This is a genomic window from Natronosalvus halobius, assembly GCF_024138145.1.
Lineage (GTDB): Archaea > Halobacteriota > Halobacteria > Halobacteriales > Natrialbaceae > Natronosalvus > Natronosalvus halobius.
Window position 1 is genome coordinate 49,804 of record NZ_CP099998.1, and the last position, 19,665, is coordinate 69,468.

Annotated in this window: 14 protein-coding genes and 1 pseudogene; 8 read left to right on the plus strand and 7 right to left on the minus strand. The window is 56.2% G+C overall.

Features of this window, described 5'->3' with window-relative positions:
* Positions 1-71: 71 nt before the first annotated feature.
* A complete protein-coding gene (locus NGM15_RS17190) occupies positions 72-932 on the minus strand; it encodes an alpha/beta hydrolase (RefSeq protein ID WP_253438768.1) in 861 nt (286 codons plus the stop codon).
* 138 nt (positions 933-1,070) lie between these two features.
* Here NGM15_RS17190 and NGM15_RS17195 point away from each other — a divergent pair, with 138 nt between their 5' ends.
* Together NGM15_RS17195 and trpB are read left to right on the plus strand one after the other, a co-directional pair.
* Positions 1,071-2,639, plus strand: a complete 1,569-nt coding sequence (locus NGM15_RS17195; protein ID WP_253438771.1) for a class I adenylate-forming enzyme family protein — start codon at positions 1,071-1,073, stop codon at positions 2,637-2,639.
* A 225-nt stretch (positions 2,640-2,864) separates the two neighbouring features.
* Entirely contained in the window at positions 2,865-4,019 is a 1,155-nt protein-coding gene (trpB, locus tag NGM15_RS17200; protein WP_253438774.1) for a tryptophan synthase subunit beta, read from the plus strand.
* A gap of 53 nt (positions 4,020-4,072) precedes the next feature.
* Here the strand turns inward: trpB and NGM15_RS17205 are convergent, their stop codons facing one another.
* Positions 4,073-5,017: an alpha/beta hydrolase gene (locus NGM15_RS17205; protein ID WP_253438777.1), complete on the minus strand. Its 945-nt coding sequence runs from the start codon at positions 5,015-5,017 to the stop codon at positions 4,073-4,075.
* A gap of 163 nt (positions 5,018-5,180) precedes the next feature.
* Between NGM15_RS17205 and kynU the strand changes: the two genes are divergently transcribed.
* Positions 5,181-6,506, plus strand: a complete 1,326-nt coding sequence (gene kynU / locus NGM15_RS17210) for a kynureninase (protein WP_253438780.1) — start codon at positions 5,181-5,183, stop codon at positions 6,504-6,506.
* A gap of 9 nt (positions 6,507-6,515) precedes the next feature.
* Here the strand turns inward: kynU and NGM15_RS17215 are convergent, their stop codons facing one another.
* A complete protein-coding gene (locus tag NGM15_RS17215; RefSeq protein ID WP_253438782.1) occupies positions 6,516-7,679 on the minus strand; it encodes an indoleamine 2,3-dioxygenase in 1,164 nt (387 codons plus the stop codon).
* Between the two features lie 140 nt (positions 7,680-7,819).
* Here NGM15_RS17215 and NGM15_RS17220 point away from each other — a divergent pair.
* Positions 7,820-8,426: pseudogene (locus NGM15_RS17220) on the plus strand (IS630 family transposase); the annotation flags it as partial.
* A 54-nt stretch (positions 8,427-8,480) separates the two neighbouring features.
* Here the strand turns inward: NGM15_RS17220 and NGM15_RS17225 are convergent.
* The gene (locus tag NGM15_RS17225; RefSeq protein ID WP_253438784.1) at positions 8,481-9,683 is read right to left on the minus strand and encodes a Cdc6/Cdc18 family protein; all 1,203 of its coding nucleotides are present in this window, start codon (positions 9,681-9,683) and stop codon (positions 8,481-8,483) included.
* Between the two features lie 1,003 nt (positions 9,684-10,686).
* The gene (locus tag NGM15_RS17230; RefSeq protein ID WP_253438787.1) at positions 10,687-11,010 is read right to left on the minus strand and encodes a DUF6788 family protein; all 324 of its coding nucleotides are present in this window, start codon (positions 11,008-11,010) and stop codon (positions 10,687-10,689) included.
* A 632-nt stretch (positions 11,011-11,642) separates the two neighbouring features.
* Between NGM15_RS17230 and NGM15_RS17235 the strand changes: the two genes are divergently transcribed.
* From NGM15_RS17235 to gcvPB, 3 genes are all read left to right on the plus strand, one after another.
* On the plus strand, positions 11,643-12,716 hold the full coding sequence (locus NGM15_RS17235; RefSeq protein WP_253438789.1) for a M42 family metallopeptidase: 1,074 nt from the start codon (positions 11,643-11,645) through the stop codon (positions 12,714-12,716).
* Positions 12,717-13,083: 367 nt separating this feature from the next.
* Positions 13,084-14,490, plus strand: coding sequence for an aminomethyl-transferring glycine dehydrogenase subunit GcvPA (gene gcvPA / locus NGM15_RS17240; protein WP_253438792.1), 1,407 nt, complete (start codon positions 13,084-13,086; stop codon positions 14,488-14,490).
* A complete protein-coding gene (gene gcvPB, locus NGM15_RS17245; protein WP_253438795.1) occupies positions 14,487-16,136 on the plus strand; it encodes an aminomethyl-transferring glycine dehydrogenase subunit GcvPB in 1,650 nt (549 codons plus the stop codon). The genes gcvPA and gcvPB overlap by 4 nt, the downstream gene beginning before the upstream one ends.
* A gap of 140 nt (positions 16,137-16,276) precedes the next feature.
* Here gcvPB and NGM15_RS17250 read toward each other — a convergent pair whose 3' ends face one another.
* On the minus strand, positions 16,277-17,311 hold the full coding sequence (locus tag NGM15_RS17250) for an aldo/keto reductase (protein WP_253438798.1): 1,035 nt from the start codon (positions 17,309-17,311) through the stop codon (positions 16,277-16,279).
* Positions 17,312-17,380: 69 nt separating this feature from the next.
* Positions 17,381-17,719: a TIGR04076 family protein gene (locus tag NGM15_RS17255; RefSeq protein ID WP_253438801.1), complete on the minus strand. Its 339-nt coding sequence runs from the start codon at positions 17,717-17,719 to the stop codon at positions 17,381-17,383.
* 315 nt (positions 17,720-18,034) lie between these two features.
* Here NGM15_RS17255 and NGM15_RS17260 point away from each other — a divergent pair, with 315 nt between their 5' ends.
* Positions 18,035-19,660, plus strand: a complete 1,626-nt coding sequence (locus NGM15_RS17260) for a gamma-glutamyltransferase family protein (protein ID WP_253438804.1) — start codon at positions 18,035-18,037, stop codon at positions 19,658-19,660.
* The last annotated feature ends 5 nt before the right edge of the window (positions 19,661-19,665 follow it).

A 19,665-nucleotide genomic window follows, 5' to 3' on the forward strand; every position in this document is an offset into this window, starting at 1 on the left:
GGACCATAGATATCGTCGACACAATCAGTTAGTGAGTACTGTATTGATATGGGAAACGCAAATGTAGTCACTTATTTCACTTCCATCATTTCCAGAATAGCATTGCAGAGCGGACTATTCGGCTCGAGAAAATCCTCGATAGCGGTATAATGATTCTTGTTTGGTTGGCAAAATATATCTCCATCCAGTCCATTCTGCTTCCATTCTTCGAAGTATTCCTCAGACTGGCGATGGATTTCTGACGTTTCGCTTTCCCCATAGGTGATAATCAATGGCGGGGCACTGTCAGGAACGTGTCGGATCGGACTGTTTCGGCGAACTTGCCCCCACGTTAGTTGCAACTTTGGCTGGAGATACGTGTACGGAAACGGTTCCAAATCGAACAATCCACTGATAGCACACCCTCCAAGTATCTCCTCTGAGGATATTCCATACTTTTCTTCCCACTCTGTACTCAACACCATGGCCGTCAGATGCCCGCCTGCTGAATGGCCGGCAACAAAAACACTGGAACTGTCACCACCATACTCGTCTGCATTTTCGAGTAACCAGGCGACGGCGGCTCGAGATTGCCGTACGATCTCGTCGATAGTCACGTCTGGGCAGAGCGCGTAATTCAAGACGGCAGTCGTGACGCCCGCTTTGACCAACCCCTTCGCTACGAAGCTGAACTCTTTGCTACTGAGGCTGTGCCAGTACCCGCCGTGGATGAAGAGGACAACAGGAGCGTCTGATCGCTTGGCAGGAAAAATATCGAGGTGTTCAGCATGTGTCTGTCCATACGAGACGTCAAGATGGCACTCTAATCGTTCACGGGCATCTTCGCTCTCTTCGACATAAAAATCTGCATAAGACTGGAAATCATCGACAGTCTCTCGAAGGTTATATTGCGCGTCTAGTTCCTCTTGCGAGGAGAATTCACGGTACATCATGGTACTATATTATCAGAAGGCGCCTTAAAAGGTGTGACAATTCAACATCCCCTAGTTATTTGTCAATATTTAATAAATATATCATATGTTTTCAACTTTAGCTATAGGAATTAATACCGTGGCACATGAATCGCTCGTATGGCTTTCCCTATTATTAGCGATATTCTCACTCAAGCAGCGGAGAGACATCCCGAACGGACCGCAGTTCGTGATCCTCAGCGAGGAGAAAAACGCTCGTTCGCGGAGCTAGATGAACGCGCCCGGGAACTTGCAGCAGGGCTGAATGAGGCTGGCCTCAACCCCGGAGACCATCTGACAGTTATGCTCGTCGACTCGATTGAGTTCCTCGAATGCATGTTTGCGAGCGCACATGCAGGTCTCGTCTTTAATCCCATCTCCTACCGAATGGCGCCCGAGCGACTCGCATATGTTCTTGAGCACGCCGAGTCAACGGCGTTGGTGTTTGACACTCACTGTATCGATACCGTTACCAAACTGAACGCCACCGATCGGCCAGCGGTCGAGATTGGCGTCCGAATTGATGAACCCCTCGCTAACCGCTCGTACGAGTTGCTACTTGAGGAGAGTCCTGGACGGTTTGTAGATGATTCACCAGTCGCCATTAACGAATCTGATCCCGCATTGTTACTGTATACATCTGGAACAACAGGTCGTCCCAAGGGGGTTCTCCACTCCCACCGGAGCGCTATCGAGGCTGCCCTCGCTCCTATGCCGTTCAGTCGGTTCCGACCGACAGACGTCACCCTCGCACTGGGACCAATGTACCACGTTGGCCCGCTGCTCTGTAATATCCTCCCGGGACTCGTGGTGGGTGCGTCGGTGATTATCCAGCGAGAGTTCGATCCGCGTCGCACTCTCGAATGGGTCGAGTCCGAAGCGATCACCGCAATTTGGGGCGTCCCAACTCACTATCGGGCGCTCATTGATGAAGAATCAATCGATGATCGTGACGTAACGCATCTTCGGATGCTCCAGTACTCGGGTTCGGCAATGCCCGAGCCAGTAGCACGGCGCTGTCGGGAGTACATTCCGGAGTGTGATTTTGTCAACGCGTATGGTACGACGGAGATCGTTTTTGGGACCGTATTGTTCCCGGAGTACCACGATAAGAAGCTCGGCAGCATCGGTCAGGCGGTACCAAAGGCGACAGTCCGCGTCGTCGATCCTGAGAATCCAGCCCCGGATACGACTGTTCCCACGGGCGAGGTTGGTGAACTCCTCGTACAGACACCGACTTGCATGCTTGAGTACTGGAACGATCCTGAGAAGACTGACGAAGCAATCATCGAGGGCTGGTACAGGACTGGTGATCTTGGGCGGCAAGATGAGGACGGGTTCCTCTACTTTGTCGATCGAAAAGACGATATGATTGTCAGCGGCGGCGAGAACATCTATCCTGCAGAGGTTGAGAATGTCCTGCATGACCACCCTGACGTGACCGCCGGGATAGTCGTTGGGATCCCTGACGAGCAGTGGGGTGAGATCGTAACAGCGTTCGTAGTTCCCACAGACAACTCGTTAACTGAAGACGACCTCGAGGATTACTTCACTAATTCGGGCGTGCTAGAAGATTACAAACGCCCGCGTCAGTACGAATTCCGTGACGAATTGCCAATGACTCAAAGCGACAAGATTGATCGACAGACCCTGCTCGAGTCTATCGTTGACGATAAATCCTCTATGTGACATCCTCCGCGCCCTTCGGGGCGCGGCTTCCCGTACCGAAGGTGTGATATTTGCCGGTCTACGACACGACCTGTCCTCTGATTCACCAACAAGTCCTTCTCAAGAACAAAGTTTAAAATGTTACACTCCGCACCGAATTCGCCCCTCGATGTACGGTACTATGCATCATGTCATGTGCTCACGGGATACACATTTATTTGGTGGGACGAAAATGTTTACGTGAGTATGGGTACAGATAACTTCGGCGAATACGGCGGTCGCCACGTCCCCGAACCGCTCCACGAACCGCTCGAGCAGCTCGCGAACGCGTACGACGAAATCGGCACGAGCAAGGAGTTCCAGGCGGAGTTCCGGCGCCATCTCGAGGAGTACGCCGGTCGACCGACGCCGCTGTACTACGCCGGCAATCTAAGCGATCGATACGACGCCGACATCTACCTCAAACGAGAGGATCTGCTCCACGGCGGCGCACACAAGATTAACAACTGTCTAGGCCAGGCGCTGCTCGCGAAGAAGGCCGGAAAAGACCGGCTGATCGCGGAGACGGGCGCCGGCCAGCACGGCACCGCGACGGCGATGGTCGGCGCGCTGTTCGACCTCAAGACGGAGATCTACATGGGGAAGAAAGACGTTGAGCGCCAGAAGATGAACGTCTTCCGGATGCGCCTGATGGGAGCCGAGGTCAACGAGGTCACGCAAGGTGGAGAAGGGCTCGCGGACGCCGTCGACGCCGCGCTCGAGGACCTCGTCGAGAACGTCGAGCACACTCACTACCTCGTTGGCAGCGTCGTCGGGCCGGACCCGTTCCCGCGGATGGTTCGGGACTTCCAGAGCACCATCGGCGACGAGGCCCGCGAACAGTTCCTCGAGCGAACGGGCGACCTGCCGGACGCCGCGGTCGCGTGCGTTGGCGGCGGCTCCAACGCCATGGGGCTGTTCCACGCGTTCCGTGACGACGACGTCGAATTCTACGGTGCCGAAGGCGGCGGAGAGGGTGCCGACTCGACGAGACACGCCGCTCCGCTCGCGAAGGGGAAAGACGAGGTCATCCACGGCATGAAGACGAGAGTCATCGACGACGATGTCGAGGTCCACTCCGTTTCGGCTGGTCTGGACTACCCCGGCGTCGGCCCGGAACACGCCATGTTCCGCGAGGTCGGCCGCTGCGAGTACACCGCCATCACCGACGACGAGGCTCTCGCCGCCTTCCGCGAACTCAGCGAAACCGAGGGGATCATCCCGGCGCTCGAGTCGAGCCACGGCGTCGCTCGAGCGATCCAGTTGGCTGAAGAGGGCGACCACGAGACGATCCTCGTGAACCTCTCCGGGCGCGGCGACAAGGACATGGAGACCGCGGCGGAGAAGTTCGACTTCGACTGATTACGCGGGCCTGTTTCGGTCGATTCGCACCCGAGCGCATCCTCTCGAACCCTTCACGCGAGCCTCGACCGAACGTTCTCGGCGAGCGCGCCCATCGCCTCGTCGGCCCGTTCGACGTCGTCGGTCATGCTGAAGAAACCGTGCGTAAGCGTCGGGTAGTGGTCGTGTTCGGTCGGGACGCCGTGGTCGGACAGTTTCTCGGCGTAGGCGGCACCCTCGTCCCGAAGCACGTCGTGTCCCGCCGTCACGACCGTCGTAGGGGCCACACCCGAGAGATCCGGCGCGCGCAACACCGTTGCGAACGGGTTGCGTTCGTCGACCGGACTCCGGAGGTACTGGTCCCAGAACCAGCGCACGCCGTTTTCCGTGAGCAATGGTCCGTCGCCGTGCTCGCGATAGGAGTCGCGATCGAACGAGCGATCGGTCATCGGGTACAGCAGAAACTGGCCGTCGAGGTCCGGTCCGTTGGCTCCGCTATCGCGCGCCCGCAGCGCCGTCGCCGCGGCGAGGTTTCCGCCGGCGCTCGTCCCCGCCACGCCCAGCCGATCCGGATCGCCGCTGAGCGAGTCGGCGTAGTTGGCCGCCCACTCGAGGGCGGCGTAGGCGTCGTCGACCGCCGCTGGGAAAGGGTGTTCAGGTGCGAGGCGGTAGTCGACCGAGAGAACGAGACACTCCGCACGGGCAGCCAGTTCTCGGCAGATGTCGTCCGCAGAGTCGAGCGTCCCCAGCGTCCAGCCGCCGCCGTGGTAGAACACCAGCGTCGACGGACGCTCGGCGGGTGGACGATAGACTCTGATCGGCAGATCGCCGCCGGGACCGTCGATCCGCAGATCCCGGACCGACCGCATCTCGGGACCGCTGCCGGCCGAGAACACCTCGTCCTCGAGCCGGCGGGCGCTCTCGACCGACAGCGAGTACCAGGGCGGGATGCCGGCCGTCTGAATCTCGTCGATGACGCCCTCGAGTTCGGGGTCCAGTTCGTCGCTCGCGTCATTCATGTCCCGAATGAGGACCGAGTGAACGTTTAATCTTTTTCGTATCGTGGATCAACGTCGGACGGGAGCAGCGATAAACGAACGACGACCGTTCGTCCGCCGACGGGATCCCGAATCGTCACAAAACGTCGAAACGTTCCTGTAGGTTCCTCTCGAGAGTGAACACATGGACTCGAACGCGGACGACGACGCGCCCGCCGAACGCCACACCAGTGACCATCGAACCGGCCACGAGTACGCTCACAAGCGCGACGACACCGCCCCGCTCGCAACGCTCCGGGATCGCTTCGACATCCCCGACGAGCTCTACATGGACGGCAACTCGCTTGGCCCGATCTCAGAAGATGCCAAGCGAACCCTGGACCGGGCGATCGACCAGTGGCGCGAACTGGGCATCCAGGGCTGGACCGAGGCCGAGCCGCCGTGGTTCTGGTACGGCGAACGCCTGGGCGATGAGCTCGCACCGCTGCTGGGCGCCCGCGAGGAGGAAGTGGTCGTCGGAAACTCGACGACCGTCAACATCCACACGCTGATCGGCACGTTCCTCGATCACTTGGGGCCGGACGTCCCCCGCGGCGTGCTGGTCAACGAACTCGACTTCCCCACCGACCACTACGCGATCCGCGCCCAGCTCCGCCAGCGGGGGCTCGACCCGGACGAGCATCTCCACGTGGTCGAGAGTCGCGACGGACGGACGGTCGAGACCGAAGACGTCGTCGCCGCGATGGACGAACACGACGTCGGCATCGCCTTCATGCCCTCCGTCCTCTACCGCAGTGGACAGCTGTTCGACCTCGAGCGGATCACCGAAGCGGCCCACGAGCGTGGAATCCTCGCGGGGTTCGATCTCGCACACTCGATCGGCGTCGTTCCCCACAAACTCTCTGATATCGACGTCGACTTCGCGGTCTGGTGTAGCTACAAGTACCTCAACGCGGGGCCGGGAGCGATCGCCGGACTCTACGTCGACGAGCGCCACTTCGACGTGACGCCCGCGCTCTCGGGCTGGTGGGGGCACGACAAGGAGACGCAGTTCGAGCTGAATCTCGAGTTCACGCCGGCTGACGGCGCCGGCGCCTGGCAGATCGGTACGGTCCCCGTCTTCAGCGCGGCGCCGTTGTTCGGCTCGATCGAACTGGTCAGGGAGGCCGGCATCGAGGCGATTCGCGAGAAGTCGCTCGCGCTTACGTCGTACCTCCTCTTCCTCGCCGATGAGCGCCTCGCCGAACGCGGCTTCGCGGTCGGAACGCCACGAGATCCCGACCGACGTGGCGGCCACGTCGCGCTCGAGCACTCCGAGGCCGAGCGGATCAGCCAGGCCCTACGGAATCGCGGCATCATCGTGGACTTCCGGCCTCCCAACGTCATCCGCGTCTGTCCGGCGCCGCTGTACGTCGGATTCGAGGACGTCCTCGATGTCGTCGACGAACTGTGCGAGATCGTCGACGAGAAAGCGTACGAACAGTACGAGACGAAGAGCGAAGTGACGTAACGAACCCGTTCAGATCTTCTGGGATTCAGTCTCTTTTTTCAACTTCGGGAGGAAGTCCATGTAATCGGTCCCGCCGGTTCCGGTGGTATCGCCAGTTACTTCGTTGATGTACTGAGCGACCTGGCTGAAGTGGACCCGTCGGAAGTCGCCGAGTTCGTCCATACAGCGGTTGTACTCGGCACGGAGGTCCTCGCGATCGCTATCGGCCACGAAGGGGCCCACGTCGGGTCCCTCGTCGAACGCCGCGATGACGGATCGGTGAGTCTCCGGCATGTAGCTTCGCATGTCAATCAGTTTCTCGATCAGGTCCGTGGCGGCGTGGTCGACCCCGAGCACAGCGTCGATCGACGGCAGGACCGAACTCTGGGCGCCCGAACCACCCCGCATCGTCTGGGGCGTTCCCTCGAGTTCGTCGACCCCTTCGTAGACGACCTCGTCGAACCCGTTGTAGTAGGGTCGATAGTTTCGGGCGAACGCCTCGGGATCGTTGTTCTCGGTCATTCGAGCCATGATCGTGGTTTGCTCCTCGAGCGCGTCACCAATCGTCTCGAGGGCCGGGAGTAGTGCGTCGGGATCGTTGTCGCGGACAGCTTGCTGAGCGCGCGCACAGGCGGTCAGCGCGGGCCCAGCCCTAGCTTCGATCGCGACGTGGATCACGACGAACCACCGCTCGTCGGACAGCGACGTGAACTGCTGAACGGTGTCCAGGTTTTCAACGTCGAAGCCGGTGTCTCGGTCGCATTGCTGCCAGTTGTGCAGACAGAGCATGTCGTACGAAAGGATCGGCTTTCGACCGAACCGCTGCGAGGTTCGATACAGCGGCACGGCCGCGCCGGCTGGAAGCCGATCGACGGGATCGGCACCGATATCGTTGACATACGCGCTCGCGAAGAAACCGCTGAGCAGACACAGCCGGACCGTTTCGCGCTCGGAGAGCGCCTCGAACAGTCCGTCCGGTGGCGGTTCGAGATCGCGGACGGCCGGCCGAAGGGATCCGTCCTCGAGTCGGCCGGGAAGTTCGGCCCCGACCCGGTCGAACTCGCGAAGGTAGCTCGCGATTGGCCGGTCGTGTACGTCGATCTCGAATGAGCGCAGGGGGTCCGATTCGGGAAGGAACCCGCGTCCGGCGGTGATATCGTATTCCTCGAGAACCTCCGTCGCAGGTTGAACCATCTTATAACTGCTACACTCTCGAGTACTATGAAAATTTGTCCGCATACAGACACATTGATGTGCAGATATGGTGGCTGGCTCGAGTTCCCGGTGAAAAATGTGCTGGTCCGGGGGTCGGTTCTCATTCCCCTTCGCACTGGATCGACACTGACGGATCGCTCGAACAGGCCGAGACTAATAATCATTGAACTGGAAGAAAACGAAAGCTCTCAGAAACACAGCATCAGGAATTCGAAGCAACTGTTCACGAATCACCGGAAGAAGTTGGGGTCGACGCGCCGGCGTGGACGCCGGCGCTCGTCCAGCAGTATCTCGACGAAACGTACGACATCGAGTACTCCCTCTCGAGTTGTCGGCGGTTGCTGAAAGAGGCGGAATTGACCTACCAGAAACCACACCGTACAGCCGCCGAGGCTGACGAAGACGAGCAAGAGGCGTTCCACGACAAACTCAACAAAAGCGGCGGGTGCTGGACGCTACCGATGTCTGGATCGATCAACTCAAGCAATCCATTCAGGTCGAACCGCGTGCCGCGTGATTTCCGCGCTGCACGCGGCCAGCTGTCGAAGTCTCTGCCCAACGCGACTGGACGTGTCTGTTGGGCGCGATCACCGACTACGGTGATCATTTTTCTTTCGGGTCGAAGCGTACGGTACCGACCACAACGTAAAACATATCGTTCTCATATTATGTAAAGTATTCAAAGATGATTTACTCGTCATGCTGGATGGAGCGCCGTATTTTCAGAATTGAGGGATTGTGAAAACGTGAAAGGACTGAGTCTGCTCGCTCAGCGTTTATCTAACGGCTCGACTCTTCACAGGCTGCGATAATCACATCTGGATCGTCAACGAGACGGTTTTCCATGTAGTTCCCCTTGCCTTTCCCGGCCCACTTGCGCTCTTGCTCGATAATTGAGAGAAACTCGAGTTCCGAGAGGATGTCGCGGACACGTCGGAGTTTCAAATGCGAGGAGTCATCGCGTTCACACAAACGTTTGTAGAGGTCGTAGACTTCCGTCGTCTGCACTGCGTCGTCGGTTCGGTCGGGTTGTTTGACAAGCAAAGCCATCGCCTCGAGGACGAGCTTCGCATGGCTGGGCGATTTTGAAATTAACTCTGCTAGTCGACTCGTCTCCTCACGCTCGTGTGCGAGGTTGACACAGGTTTCAGTAACGGTCTCAAGATGCTGTTCCTCAGCTATTTCGCCGGCAAATCGAAGGATGTCAATCGCTTTACGTGCGTCACCGTGTTCTCGTGCAGCTAACGCAGCAACTCGAGGAACAACACCGTCTTCCAGGACGCCGTCATGGAACGCATCGGATCGCGAATGAAGGATCTCCTGGATCTGAGTTGCATCGTACGGAGGAAAGACGTACTCGCGTTCACAGAGACTCGATTTGATGCGTTCGTCAAGCGATTCTTTGTATCGAATCTTGTTCGAGATGCCAATCGTTCCGATAGTGCTGGAGGAGAGCTTTCCGGATTCGACCGCTCGAGAGAGTTGCATGAGAATGTCGTCTGATTCCATTTTGTCGACTTCGTCGAGGATAACGAGTGCGGCATCGAACTGTTGGTCGATTATCTGCCACAGGCGGCGGTAGTATTCCGATGTGCTCAAACCAGAGTGGGGAATCGAGATACCAGTTGTATCTTTGTCGTTGAGCTGATGACCGAGTGACTGGACAGCCTGTGTCTCGGTCGATTCCTGGAGACAGTCGACGTAGGCTACACCGATTGTAACACCATTATCCGCTGCTCGGGAAATTGCCTGGTTCGTGATGAACTTCGAGCAAAGGGACTTTCCAGTACCTGTTTTTCCGTACACGAGTACGTTGTTCGGTGTATTTCCGGTAAGCGCAGGCTGAATTGCGCCGGCAAGATTCGTGAGTTCCTGTTCGCGGCCAATGATTCGGTCTCCATCGGGAAGGTGAGACACCTGTAAGAGATCTTTGTTCCGGAAGATCTCGTTTTCTCGAGTGAAGTAGTCGCGGGATTCAGGCATTCTCTTGCGGATGCATTCTCAGAGAGGGGCTTAACTCTTTCCACCAGATTGCCGCTGTATGGGAAGGATATCGACCACACAGGGGCTCAGAAAGAAGATACTCACACCAGAATGCCGCTGTAAGCAACGATACTCACCCCTCGTTTCCGCTGTATAGCCTAGTGAATTGAATGAGAATATAATGAACGGTAGAAGGTGACTCACACGCATAGTGCAGGTCCACCCCTCATTGCCGCTGTATGCCAGATGTCAGACGGACCCGCTCCATGCACCCAGGACACCACATTGCTGCTGTATAGAGGAGAAAACCCCGAAAGAAACGGGGAGAAGTGGATGAAAGACCCCGGAGTGCCGCTGTAACAGAACACACACACCCCACGTTGCCGCTGTATAGATTTCGAGAGAGCCTCCAGGAGAAACGAGACGAGAAGGATATTTACACGAGACGATTTTCGCCGCTAGACGTCGAAACCCTCTGGAAGGAGTGGAGTTGTTCTAAGCTGAATTGATAGCGATCTCTGGTGGAAAGAAAAATCGTTCGATAGAAATCGAACTTCTTGTTCGATATACCTAGTGGACTATTCTCACCCGCCCCACTTATAGTTACCGGGAGTAGGATTTGGGACAACGAGTTGGTTTGGGAACATCATCGGACTCCCACTCTGAAACTTACCGATTCATTCTTTCTCACCCCACCTTTGGATCTATACAGCGGCAATGAGGGGTGTGTCTCTTCCCAACTCCGCTTTAGAACGTTCCACTCCAGAACAACTGGCCTATGGCTCCGTCTCGGGCAGCGAATCTCTAACGTTCGATATCGACCGACGTTTCCAGTATACTCGTTAAGAACATGAATCAGCAGACTGCAGAATTTCCAGTATACTCGTTGAGAACATAGATCAGCAGACTGCAGAAGGGATACGTAAACGAGGATGTCGGAACACCCCCTCCCCACCATTTCCAGTGAAGCAGTATCTTCCAGTCCCACTGATACAAACGAAGACTAGTTCCCTGAGTTGACTGGACCTTTATACTTCGACTTTATTTTTTCGCCCGCTCTCCACTGCCAGTAGTAGTAGCTATTGTCGTTGATCTCCTTCACTGTGATCGTCGCCTTCGAGGGAACGTCATCCGGAAGGTCCTCCGGTCTCTCTTTGACGTCGTTGTTCTCCTCATCTTCCGCTAGTCGTACCTCTCGCTCACGGTATTCGGCGAGCTCCTCAGTGTACCTGGCGATGTCTCGAAGAAGATCGGGCGAGTAATCGTCGAATGTGTTGACTATGTCGGTAGGGAGTTTCTGTGGGGGTGTCGGTGGTTCGTAGGACATGGTGATTCAACCCGTGTTAACCAACATGAATGTCAAAGACATAGTTCTGTTGGTTAAGACTGTTCTCCACTGCTTTCCGTCAACTCTACCTCTCCCCTGCTGTCACGGACCTCGTTGAGAAAGCCCTTTGACGTACTCTATCGTCTTGACCAGCCACGATCCGTCACTGTCGTAGCCAAACGAAACGACTCTCATGTGTTGTGATCGTGGAGTGTGCGACCTGGACATGGTGTTCTGTCTCTTACTCTGCTTGCTAGAACGGTAATGAGTGACCGATCAGCAATGGGTAGGTGGAGATTGGAATGCGCCTCCGCCCTTCAGCGGGCGATGAAAGACTTAACCAACGTGCCGATCCTCTTTGCCGGACTGTTGGTTAATACGGTTTCGGTTTAGCCTCGATCGAACCTAATACTCCATTATCACTCCTTACCTATGGAAAACCCTGCTCCGAATCATCTGTATCTCGATATCGACGACCTTTGTATCCGCAATCAGGACAATCAAACCACAATCAAGACAATCAAACCAACTTTACAACTCGCTCGCTTGCTGACCATCTCGTCGATCTCCGAACCCGGTGATTTTCTCACACAATACGTACCTTTACTATGTGTGTGATGAGCGTATAGGGCATGCTGGACGAATTCGATTTTGAACTATTCCAAGAATTGACGGCAGCTACCGGCCCCGTGGGATACGAAGATGCAGTCCGAGACATCGTCGAACGAGAACTACGAGAATCGACCGACGAAGTCCGCAGGGATGCGATGGGGAACGTCGTTGGAACGATCAACGGCGAGTCCGATTATCGTGTGACCGTCGCCGCCCACACGGATGAGTGGGGATGGATAGTCGAACGAGTAACCGACGATGGGTTCCTTAAACTGAAGATTCTCGGCGGTACGAATCCCAGCACCGCCCGATCCCAGCGAGTTACCGTCAAAACACAAACGGAGGAGCTGATGGGGATTATCGGAGCGGTGCCGCCGCACATGCTCGAAGAAGAGGATCTCGATATGACCCCGGACAAACGACGCCAGGACGTCTGGGACGTTGAAGACGTCTACGTAGATCTCGGCCGATCGGTCCAGGAAGTTCGCGATCGCGTTTCGCCTGGTGACGTAGTCACGCTCAAGCAGGAAACGGTTAAAATGGGGGACTACGTCACTGGTAAAGCGTTCGACAACCGTGCACTGGTCTTCGCGATGCTCGAAGCGGCTCGCCGAATCGAAGATCCTGCGGTGACGATCGACTTTGCGGCGACCGTCCAGGAGGAAGTCGGACTTCGGGGGGCGGAGGCTCTTGCATCTGATCTTGATCCGGACCTGGCGATTGCACTTGATATCACCCTCGCAACCGATCAACCTGAGTACGATGAAGACGATCACATTAGCGAAACCGGGGCTGGAACGGCAATCAAAGTGATGGACCGACGGACACTGACGAATCCGAAGGTCTATCGCCGCATGCAACGCGTTGCCGAAGCAGCGTCTATCCCCTACCAACTAGAACTCCACTCGTCTGGCGGAACGGATGCAGGCGCGTTCCAGAACGGACAGGGAGCGACACCAGTTGGGGCAATCTTACTCCCAACTCGAAATATACACTCGGACACAGCTAGTGCCCATATAGACGACGTCTCGGCGACGATCGATTTGCTGACGGAGTTTTTGGCTACCGAGGAGGGTGACGAATACATTCTGTAATTGAAATCCGCGAACGGTTTGTCAGAGTCGCGATCCAACGGGGGTCCACAGGGTGTTCTGCCCCGTACCGTCGAAACCTCGAAGGCTCGTTTACGCTCATCCGAGGATCTTGCTACCAGATGATAATTCGGATCAGAGTTGGTAACCTCCTTTTGGTTCCTGATTCCCTCACAGGTTTCGACGGCTGCTGGGGCAACCAAATGTTGCAGGTAGATCATGGGTTGGTCGTTATTCCGTCGACCCATCTCCCATACGCACAGTATTCTTTGGCGTTACTCACCGGGAATACGTTTTTGAGTTGATTATGGCCACCTCTACCTGGATGGTTGAGTAAAAACTATGTGGTGAGAGAACTCTTTCCAAATGTATGTCAAAGGGTAGCCATCCATATATGCCAAATTCCTCTGAGGAAATAAAAGAGGAGATGCTGAACACGATTGGGGCTGAGACTATTGAAGAATTGTATGAGCAAATCCCAACTGAACTCCAGTTCCATGGCGATTTCGACCTCCCGTCCGCAAAAGGCGAACTCGAACTAAAAAGACAGGTCGAAGAAATCCTCTCGGAGAACAAATCGTGCGACGAAAACCTCAATTTCAGGGGCGCAGGCTGCTGGCAACATCACGTTCCGGCCGTCTGCGATGAAATCTCCGAGCGACGAGAGTTCCTGACCTCCGAGTGGGGATCGCCCGAATCCGATCAAGGGAGGAACCAAGCCTGGTTCGAGTTTTGCAGTCAGCTCGGCGAACTTCTGGAACTCGACGCGGTTGGGATGCCAGTCTACAGTTGGGGGAATGCGGCCGGCTTCGCGATTCGTATGGCCCACCGATTGAACGGCCGAACTCAAGTCCTCGTTCCGGAGACGATCGGTCCAGAGCGACTCGAGGTCATCGAAAATTACCGACGGCTCGCAGGGAGCGACGATGATCTTACGATCGAAACGGTCGCATATGATCGTGAAACGGGCCGGATGAATGTTGACGAGTTATCAGAGAAGTGCTCGACGGAAACGACGGCTGTCTACTATGAGACACCGACGTATCTTGGGACGATCGAGTCACAGGCGAGCGAAATAGCGGCGATTGCTCACGAAAACGGCGCGGAGTGTATTGCCGGCGTTGATCCGATCACTCTCGGAATTCTCGATACACCGGCAAACCACGGCGCCGACATCGTGGTCGGGACCACGCAGCCACTGGGTGTGCACATGAACGCCGGAGGGGGCTGCAGCGGGTTCCTCGCGACCCGAGACGAAGAAGCGTACGTCGTCGAGTATCCGACGCTCTTGTTGAGCGCCACTGAGACGTCCCGCGAGGGTGAACTCGGGTTCGCATTTATGCCGGAGCAGATCGGCCGATCGTCATACGGTGAACGAGAAGAAGGAAACGATTACACCGGCACTTCAGTCTTCCTTTGGACCATCCGGAACGCGGTCTATCTATCGCTGATGGGTCCGAAAGGGTTCAAGGAGGTAGGCGGTCTCATGATCGAACGCGCTCACTATGCTGCAGACAAGTTGTCCGCTATCGATGGAGTGACTATCGAGCTATCTTCTGAATTTTTCAAGGAGTTTCTGGTCAACTTTGATGATACCCAGCAGACTGCCGAGGAAGTAAATGCGGCACTCCGTGATCGCGGTATCTTCGGCGGACACGTGGTCTCTGACGAGTTCCCGGAATTGGGCGATAGCGCACTCTACTGTGTCACTGAAGTGCATACCAAGGAGGATATCGATCAACTGACGACTGCGATGCGTGAGGTGATCTCGACATGAGTCAACAAAAAGACGAACCTGAAATGGGCGACGAAGAGACCCCCGAGTGGGCGCAACTTAGCGAACTCAAGGGAGCACGAGAAGGCCAACGCGGTGGTCTCGTTCGAGAGTATCAAGCGCAGACGTGGGACGAGCCGCTTATCTTCAACATGGGTCGAGAGGGTCGTCGAGGGATCGTTTTTCCCGAGTCGGAACCCGAAGTAACGGATACGGTTGGTGAATCAACTTCGTACGTTCCTGACGCCGTCCGCCGAGAGTCAGAACCAGAGCTGCCGGAAGTTTCGAAGCCGTGGGTACTTCGCCACTATCTTCATCTTTCACAGGAGACGCTCGGGTTCACGAACCTCAGCCCCTGGGGCACCTGTACGATGAAATATGCGTCGAAGTTGGGCGAACAGATAGAAAGTCAGCAACTCGCGGATTTACATCCGTTGCAGGACGAAGAGACGCTACAAGGTGTGCTGGAGATCGTCTACGAACTCGAACAGTACCTGAAGGAACTCACTGGAATGGACCGGTTCTCCTTCCAGGCGGCGAGTGGAACACAGTCCGCGTTCGTGTTTACGTCCCTCCTTCGAGCGTACCTCGAAGACAGGGGCGAATTTGAACAACGAAACGAGGTGATAACGACGCTGTATACACACGCCTGCAGCCCTGCGACAGCCAACGTGTCAGGGTTTGACGTCATTACGCTCCAGCCAGGCGATAACGGATACCCACCGACCGAAGCCCTCAAAGAGGCGGTATCCGATCGAACGGCCGCACTGATGGTCGTAAACCCCAACGACCTCGGAATCTACAACCCAAACATGAAAGAGTGGGTTGACATTGTTCACGATGCCGGTGGACTATGCTTCTACGACCAGGCGAACTTCAATAGTACGATGGGAATTTCGAGAGCCGCGGACATCGGGTTCGACGCATCACAGTACATGCTCCACAAGACCTTTGGAAACCCGAAAGGCGGTCTCGGCCCTGCAGCTGGCGCGTTCGGCTGTACGGAAGAACTGAGTGAGTTCCTTCCGAGCCCCGTCGTCACCTACGACGGCGAGACGTACCTGCTCGACGAGGATCGTCCGAAGAGCATAGGAAAGGTGCGTGAATTTTGGGGGAACATTCCTCTCCTGGTGAAGGCTTATATGTGGATTCACGCGATGGGTGGCGACGGGATCATCGAGGGTAGCCACCTGTCGGTTCTTGGGAACAATTATCTCGACACGCTCCTTGAGGACGTTCCGGGTCTCTCGAAATCCGTCGAAGACCTGTCACAGCACCGCATGGAAATGACTCGGCATTCGTGGGGGAAGCTTCACGAGGACACGGGCGTCAGCACCATTGACATCCGACGGCGATTGACCGACTTCGGAATCGACGCCTATTGGATGAGTCACGAGCCGTGGACCTATCCCGAGCCGTTTACGCCCGAGATGGGAGAGATGCACTCAAAGGAGAACATCAAAACGTACGCGGAGGCAATCAGGCGAATTGCCCTGGAGGCCTATTCGGAGCCCGAGAAGGTCAAAAACGCCCCACACAACCAGTCGAAACGACGAGTGGACGAAGCACGGATCAACGATCCCGATCAGTGGGCCCTCACGTGGCGAGCTTTCAAGAAAAAGTTCCCAGAATGGGGTGAATCGAACTAATCTCCGACTGAGAGCTTGGTCCACGATGACGTCGATTAGGGCACGACCATCGATTGCGGATGGACATTGACGGCACCATCCCAGTCCTGGCTGGTCATATGATCGTCGAACGCGAATCGTTATACACGGCCGGTCGAAGCTCAATCATTTTCGTTGAGGTTGTATTTCATAATCCGGGCGTGACGCTCCGAATTCCGTTCGAGTCCGTATACCGGTCCAGACAGAACATCGGCCCCCGAAATCGCCTGCTCGATCGCTCGATAGTCCGCATCGGTCAACGAGAAATCGAGCGTTCGACGAATATCAGCGAGGTGTGTGGTGTCGCGCGCACCGACGATTATCGAACACACCCGTTCTCGTTCGAGGACGAACCGATTCGCCACGTTCGCGATCGAAACCCCGCGGCGCTCTGCGATTTCGGAAAGCGTCTCCAGCAACGCCTGAAACCCTTCCCATTCGACCGAATCGTCGATGATGAGTTTGTATTTCGTAAGCGACCGATTCTCGAGGGGGACGTTGGGCACCTCCATCCCGAGATAACGGTCAGTTAAAAAACCACCAGCCAGCGTGCCATAACACAGTAGTTCGATATCGTATTTGTGGCAGAAATCGACCATCGAATCGGCCGGCCGGCGATCGAGAAGCGAGTACTGAACCTGGTTACTGACGATGGGTATCCCAGCTGCCATGAGTTCCTCCAGATGTGGCGTATCGAAGTTCGTGACGCCTATATGTCGAATTTTCCCCTCCTCACGGAGGTCATCGAGAATCGATGCGGTTTCGACGTAATTATCGACGCTATAATCCCACCAATGAAACTGTACGAGATCGAGTGTATCGACGCCAAGACGGGCTCTCGATCGGTCGATAATCTGCTCGACATCGTCCCGAGAAACAGTATCCAGCGCGTTTCGATCGGGAACGTACTTTGTATGGACTTGAACGGGCGGAGCTTCGTTTCGTCTTCGCCGGTACTCATCACGAAACTCGCCGATTAGTTCTTCGACGCCGGTATAAATGTCCGCACAATCGAACGTCGTGATTCCGGCGTCGACAAATTCGAACATATCTTCGACCGGCGTTGAACTAGTATTGTCGCTGTGGCTCTCCGCGAGCTGCCATCCGCCCTTGAGAACTGGTGAAATTGAATACCCTTTGGTCAACTCATGTTTCATGAAGTGGAGTTCATTCCGAACGCACTTACCTATATTGTCCGTGTAGCGGCTTCATTGCACGACGGGTGACTACGTACGGTTCGTTCCGGAAACGTCACTGTGGCTAAACGTTCGCTCTCGGGTTCGCGTAATTTCGAACCGGCCACCGACGTTGGGATCGGGGCCTGAAACGATCGTATCCGTCGTCATCCAATCGTTGTCGTGCGTTTTACGTTGTTTGGCGGGTAGCAGTGGGAGCAACGATGAGAGCGCATACAGCGAGAAGGATTGTCCCTCCGGGAAAACGAGTTCTTCCCCGTGGACTTCGAAATAATCACCAACCTCGTAGCTCGCTACGTCCTGACCACGAATTTCAACGCACTCAACGCGAAGATCGTACAGCGTGAATTCATCATCTCGTTCCGTCATTATTTGCTCTGTGGCGTGTATGACCACCGAGGATAAAGAGTATGGGTTTGATCGTCCGCTGGTGATTCTGAACCAGAGTTCGGCGATGCCATGCAATCCTCGTCAGAAGACCGTGAGACAGGATGCCTCTATTTGCCATCATCCTAAGCGCTACACTCACCCGATCCCCTTCGTTCTTTCTTGATAGCACGGAACGACGAAGCAAATATGTCTTCGTGCATCACCTGACCTGTAGTTCAGATCGTACCCTCGTTATATGGTATCCGTTGAACTGCGTTCCGCGTCACTTATCCATCATCGTTTAGAGTGAATTGTATGGATATCGGCCACGACCTCGATACGTTCGAATCCCGTCGTTCGACAGTTTACGCACCAAATGGTGTCGTCGCGACGAGCCAGCCCCTCGCCGCAAGCGCTGGCCTAGCGGCACTCCGAAACGGCGGCAACGCATTCGACGCCGCGATTTCGGCAGCAGCCGCTCTCAATGTCGTTGAACCGACGAGTACGGGCATCGGCGGGGATGCCTTCGCGTTGTATCGGACGGCCGATGGTACTGTCGGCGGGATTCGTAGTTGTGGTCACGCCCCAGCCGACGCGACAATCGAGACCGTCCGAACTCGTTTGGCTGTCGAAACGAACACGGAGACCGACTCGGTGACGATGCCTGAACGAGGGCCTCACACTGTTACTGTCCCAGGAACGGCACGCGGATGGGAGCTCATGGTCGAGCGGTTCGGTCGTTTGTCGCTCTCAACAGTGCTCGAACCTGCCATCGAGTACGCTTTCGGAGGCTATCCCGTCTCGGAGACGATCGCCAGCTACTGGACTGGCGCTGAAGAACTGTTCGAGGACGCGAACGCTCGCAAGGCATACTTATTCGACGGACAGGCTCCGAAACCGGGTGAAGTCGTCCGTCTCGAAGCGCTTGGACGAACGCTTCAAACGATTGCCGAGGAGGGGGCGGATGCCGTTTACGAAGGAGAAATCGCCGATGCTATCGTAGATGCAATTCAGTCACGGGGCGGACTGCTATCGAAGTCGGACCTGGCTTCCTTCAGCCCGGAACTGATCGATCCAATCAGCACGTCCTATGGCGGTGTCGACGTGTTCCAACTCCCGCCAAGCAACCAGGGAACAATCGCACTCGAGGCGTTGAACATCGCCTCAGCGATCGACGCCGGCGATGCCGCCTACGAAACGCCCGATCGAATCCACCTGTTCGCCGAGGCGACGAAACGAGCTTTCGAGGACGGCCATCAATACATCGCCGATCCTGAGTACGAGGAGATCCCACCGCTAAATTCGCCATCGTACGCTCGACAGCGGGCCCGATCTATTCGTCCCAAGGAGGCGACAGATGTCTCATTCGGCATTCCGGACTCGAACGCAGAAGATGCCGATACGGTACTCGTCTGTGCTGCGGACGTGGCTGGAAACGTCGTTTCGTTCATCAATTCGCGCTTCATGGGATTCGGTAGCGGGATCGTTGCCGGTGACACCGGGATTGCGTTGCAAAACCGCGGCGCATCGTTCTCGCTTGATCCTGCGGATCCAAACCGACTCGAACCAGGAAAGCGACCCTTCCACACGCTCATGCCGAGTGTCGTGAAGTTCGCCCGCGACGATTGGGCTGCTTTTGGGGTAGTCGGTGGATACATGCAACCTCAGGGGCAAGTGCAGATTCTTTCGAATCTAATCGACTACGGGATGGACCTTCAGCCGGCCCTCGATGCGCCGCGATGGCGCTATCGCGTGGACGGATCACTCGGGCTCGAAGCCCGAACGTCTGCTCCCCTACAGTCCAAGCTAGTTCGGTGGGGCCACGACGTCCGCGTCGAGATTCCGGCGATGTTTGGAGGCGCACAAATTGCCCGGGTCTCCGACGACGTGCTATCGGGCGCCAGCGAACCCCGAACTGACGGGATGGCCATCGGCTACTGAGGCAC

Coding starts and splice junctions, on each gene's coding strand:
- NGM15_RS17190 (WP_253438768.1), bottom strand. CDS start 932: ATGATGTACCGTGAATTCTCCTCGCAAGAGGAACTAGACGCGCAATAT.
- NGM15_RS17195 (WP_253438771.1), top strand. CDS start 1,071: ATGGCTTTCCCTATTATTAGCGATATTCTCACTCAAGCAGCGGAGAGA.
- trpB (WP_253438774.1), top strand. CDS start 2,865: ATGGGTACAGATAACTTCGGCGAATACGGCGGTCGCCACGTCCCCGAA.
- NGM15_RS17205 (WP_253438777.1), bottom strand. CDS start 5,017: ATGAATGACGCGAGCGACGAACTGGACCCCGAACTCGAGGGCGTCATC.
- kynU (WP_253438780.1), top strand. CDS start 5,181: ATGGACTCGAACGCGGACGACGACGCGCCCGCCGAACGCCACACCAGT.
- NGM15_RS17215 (WP_253438782.1), bottom strand. CDS start 7,679: ATGGTTCAACCTGCGACGGAGGTTCTCGAGGAATACGATATCACCGCC.
- NGM15_RS17225 (WP_253438784.1), bottom strand. CDS start 9,683: ATGCCTGAATCCCGCGACTACTTCACTCGAGAAAACGAGATCTTCCGG.
- NGM15_RS17230 (WP_253438787.1), bottom strand. CDS start 11,010: ATGTCCTACGAACCACCGACACCCCCACAGAAACTCCCTACCGACATA.
- NGM15_RS17235 (WP_253438789.1), top strand. CDS start 11,643: ATGCTGGACGAATTCGATTTTGAACTATTCCAAGAATTGACGGCAGCT.
- gcvPA (WP_253438792.1), top strand. CDS start 13,084: ATGTCAAAGGGTAGCCATCCATATATGCCAAATTCCTCTGAGGAAATA.
- gcvPB (WP_253438795.1), top strand. CDS start 14,487: ATGAGTCAACAAAAAGACGAACCTGAAATGGGCGACGAAGAGACCCCC.
- NGM15_RS17250 (WP_253438798.1), bottom strand. CDS start 17,311: ATGAAACATGAGTTGACCAAAGGGTATTCAATTTCACCAGTTCTCAAG.
- NGM15_RS17255 (WP_253438801.1), bottom strand. CDS start 17,719: ATGACGGAACGAGATGATGAATTCACGCTGTACGATCTTCGCGTTGAG.
- NGM15_RS17260 (WP_253438804.1), top strand. CDS start 18,035: ATGGATATCGGCCACGACCTCGATACGTTCGAATCCCGTCGTTCGACA.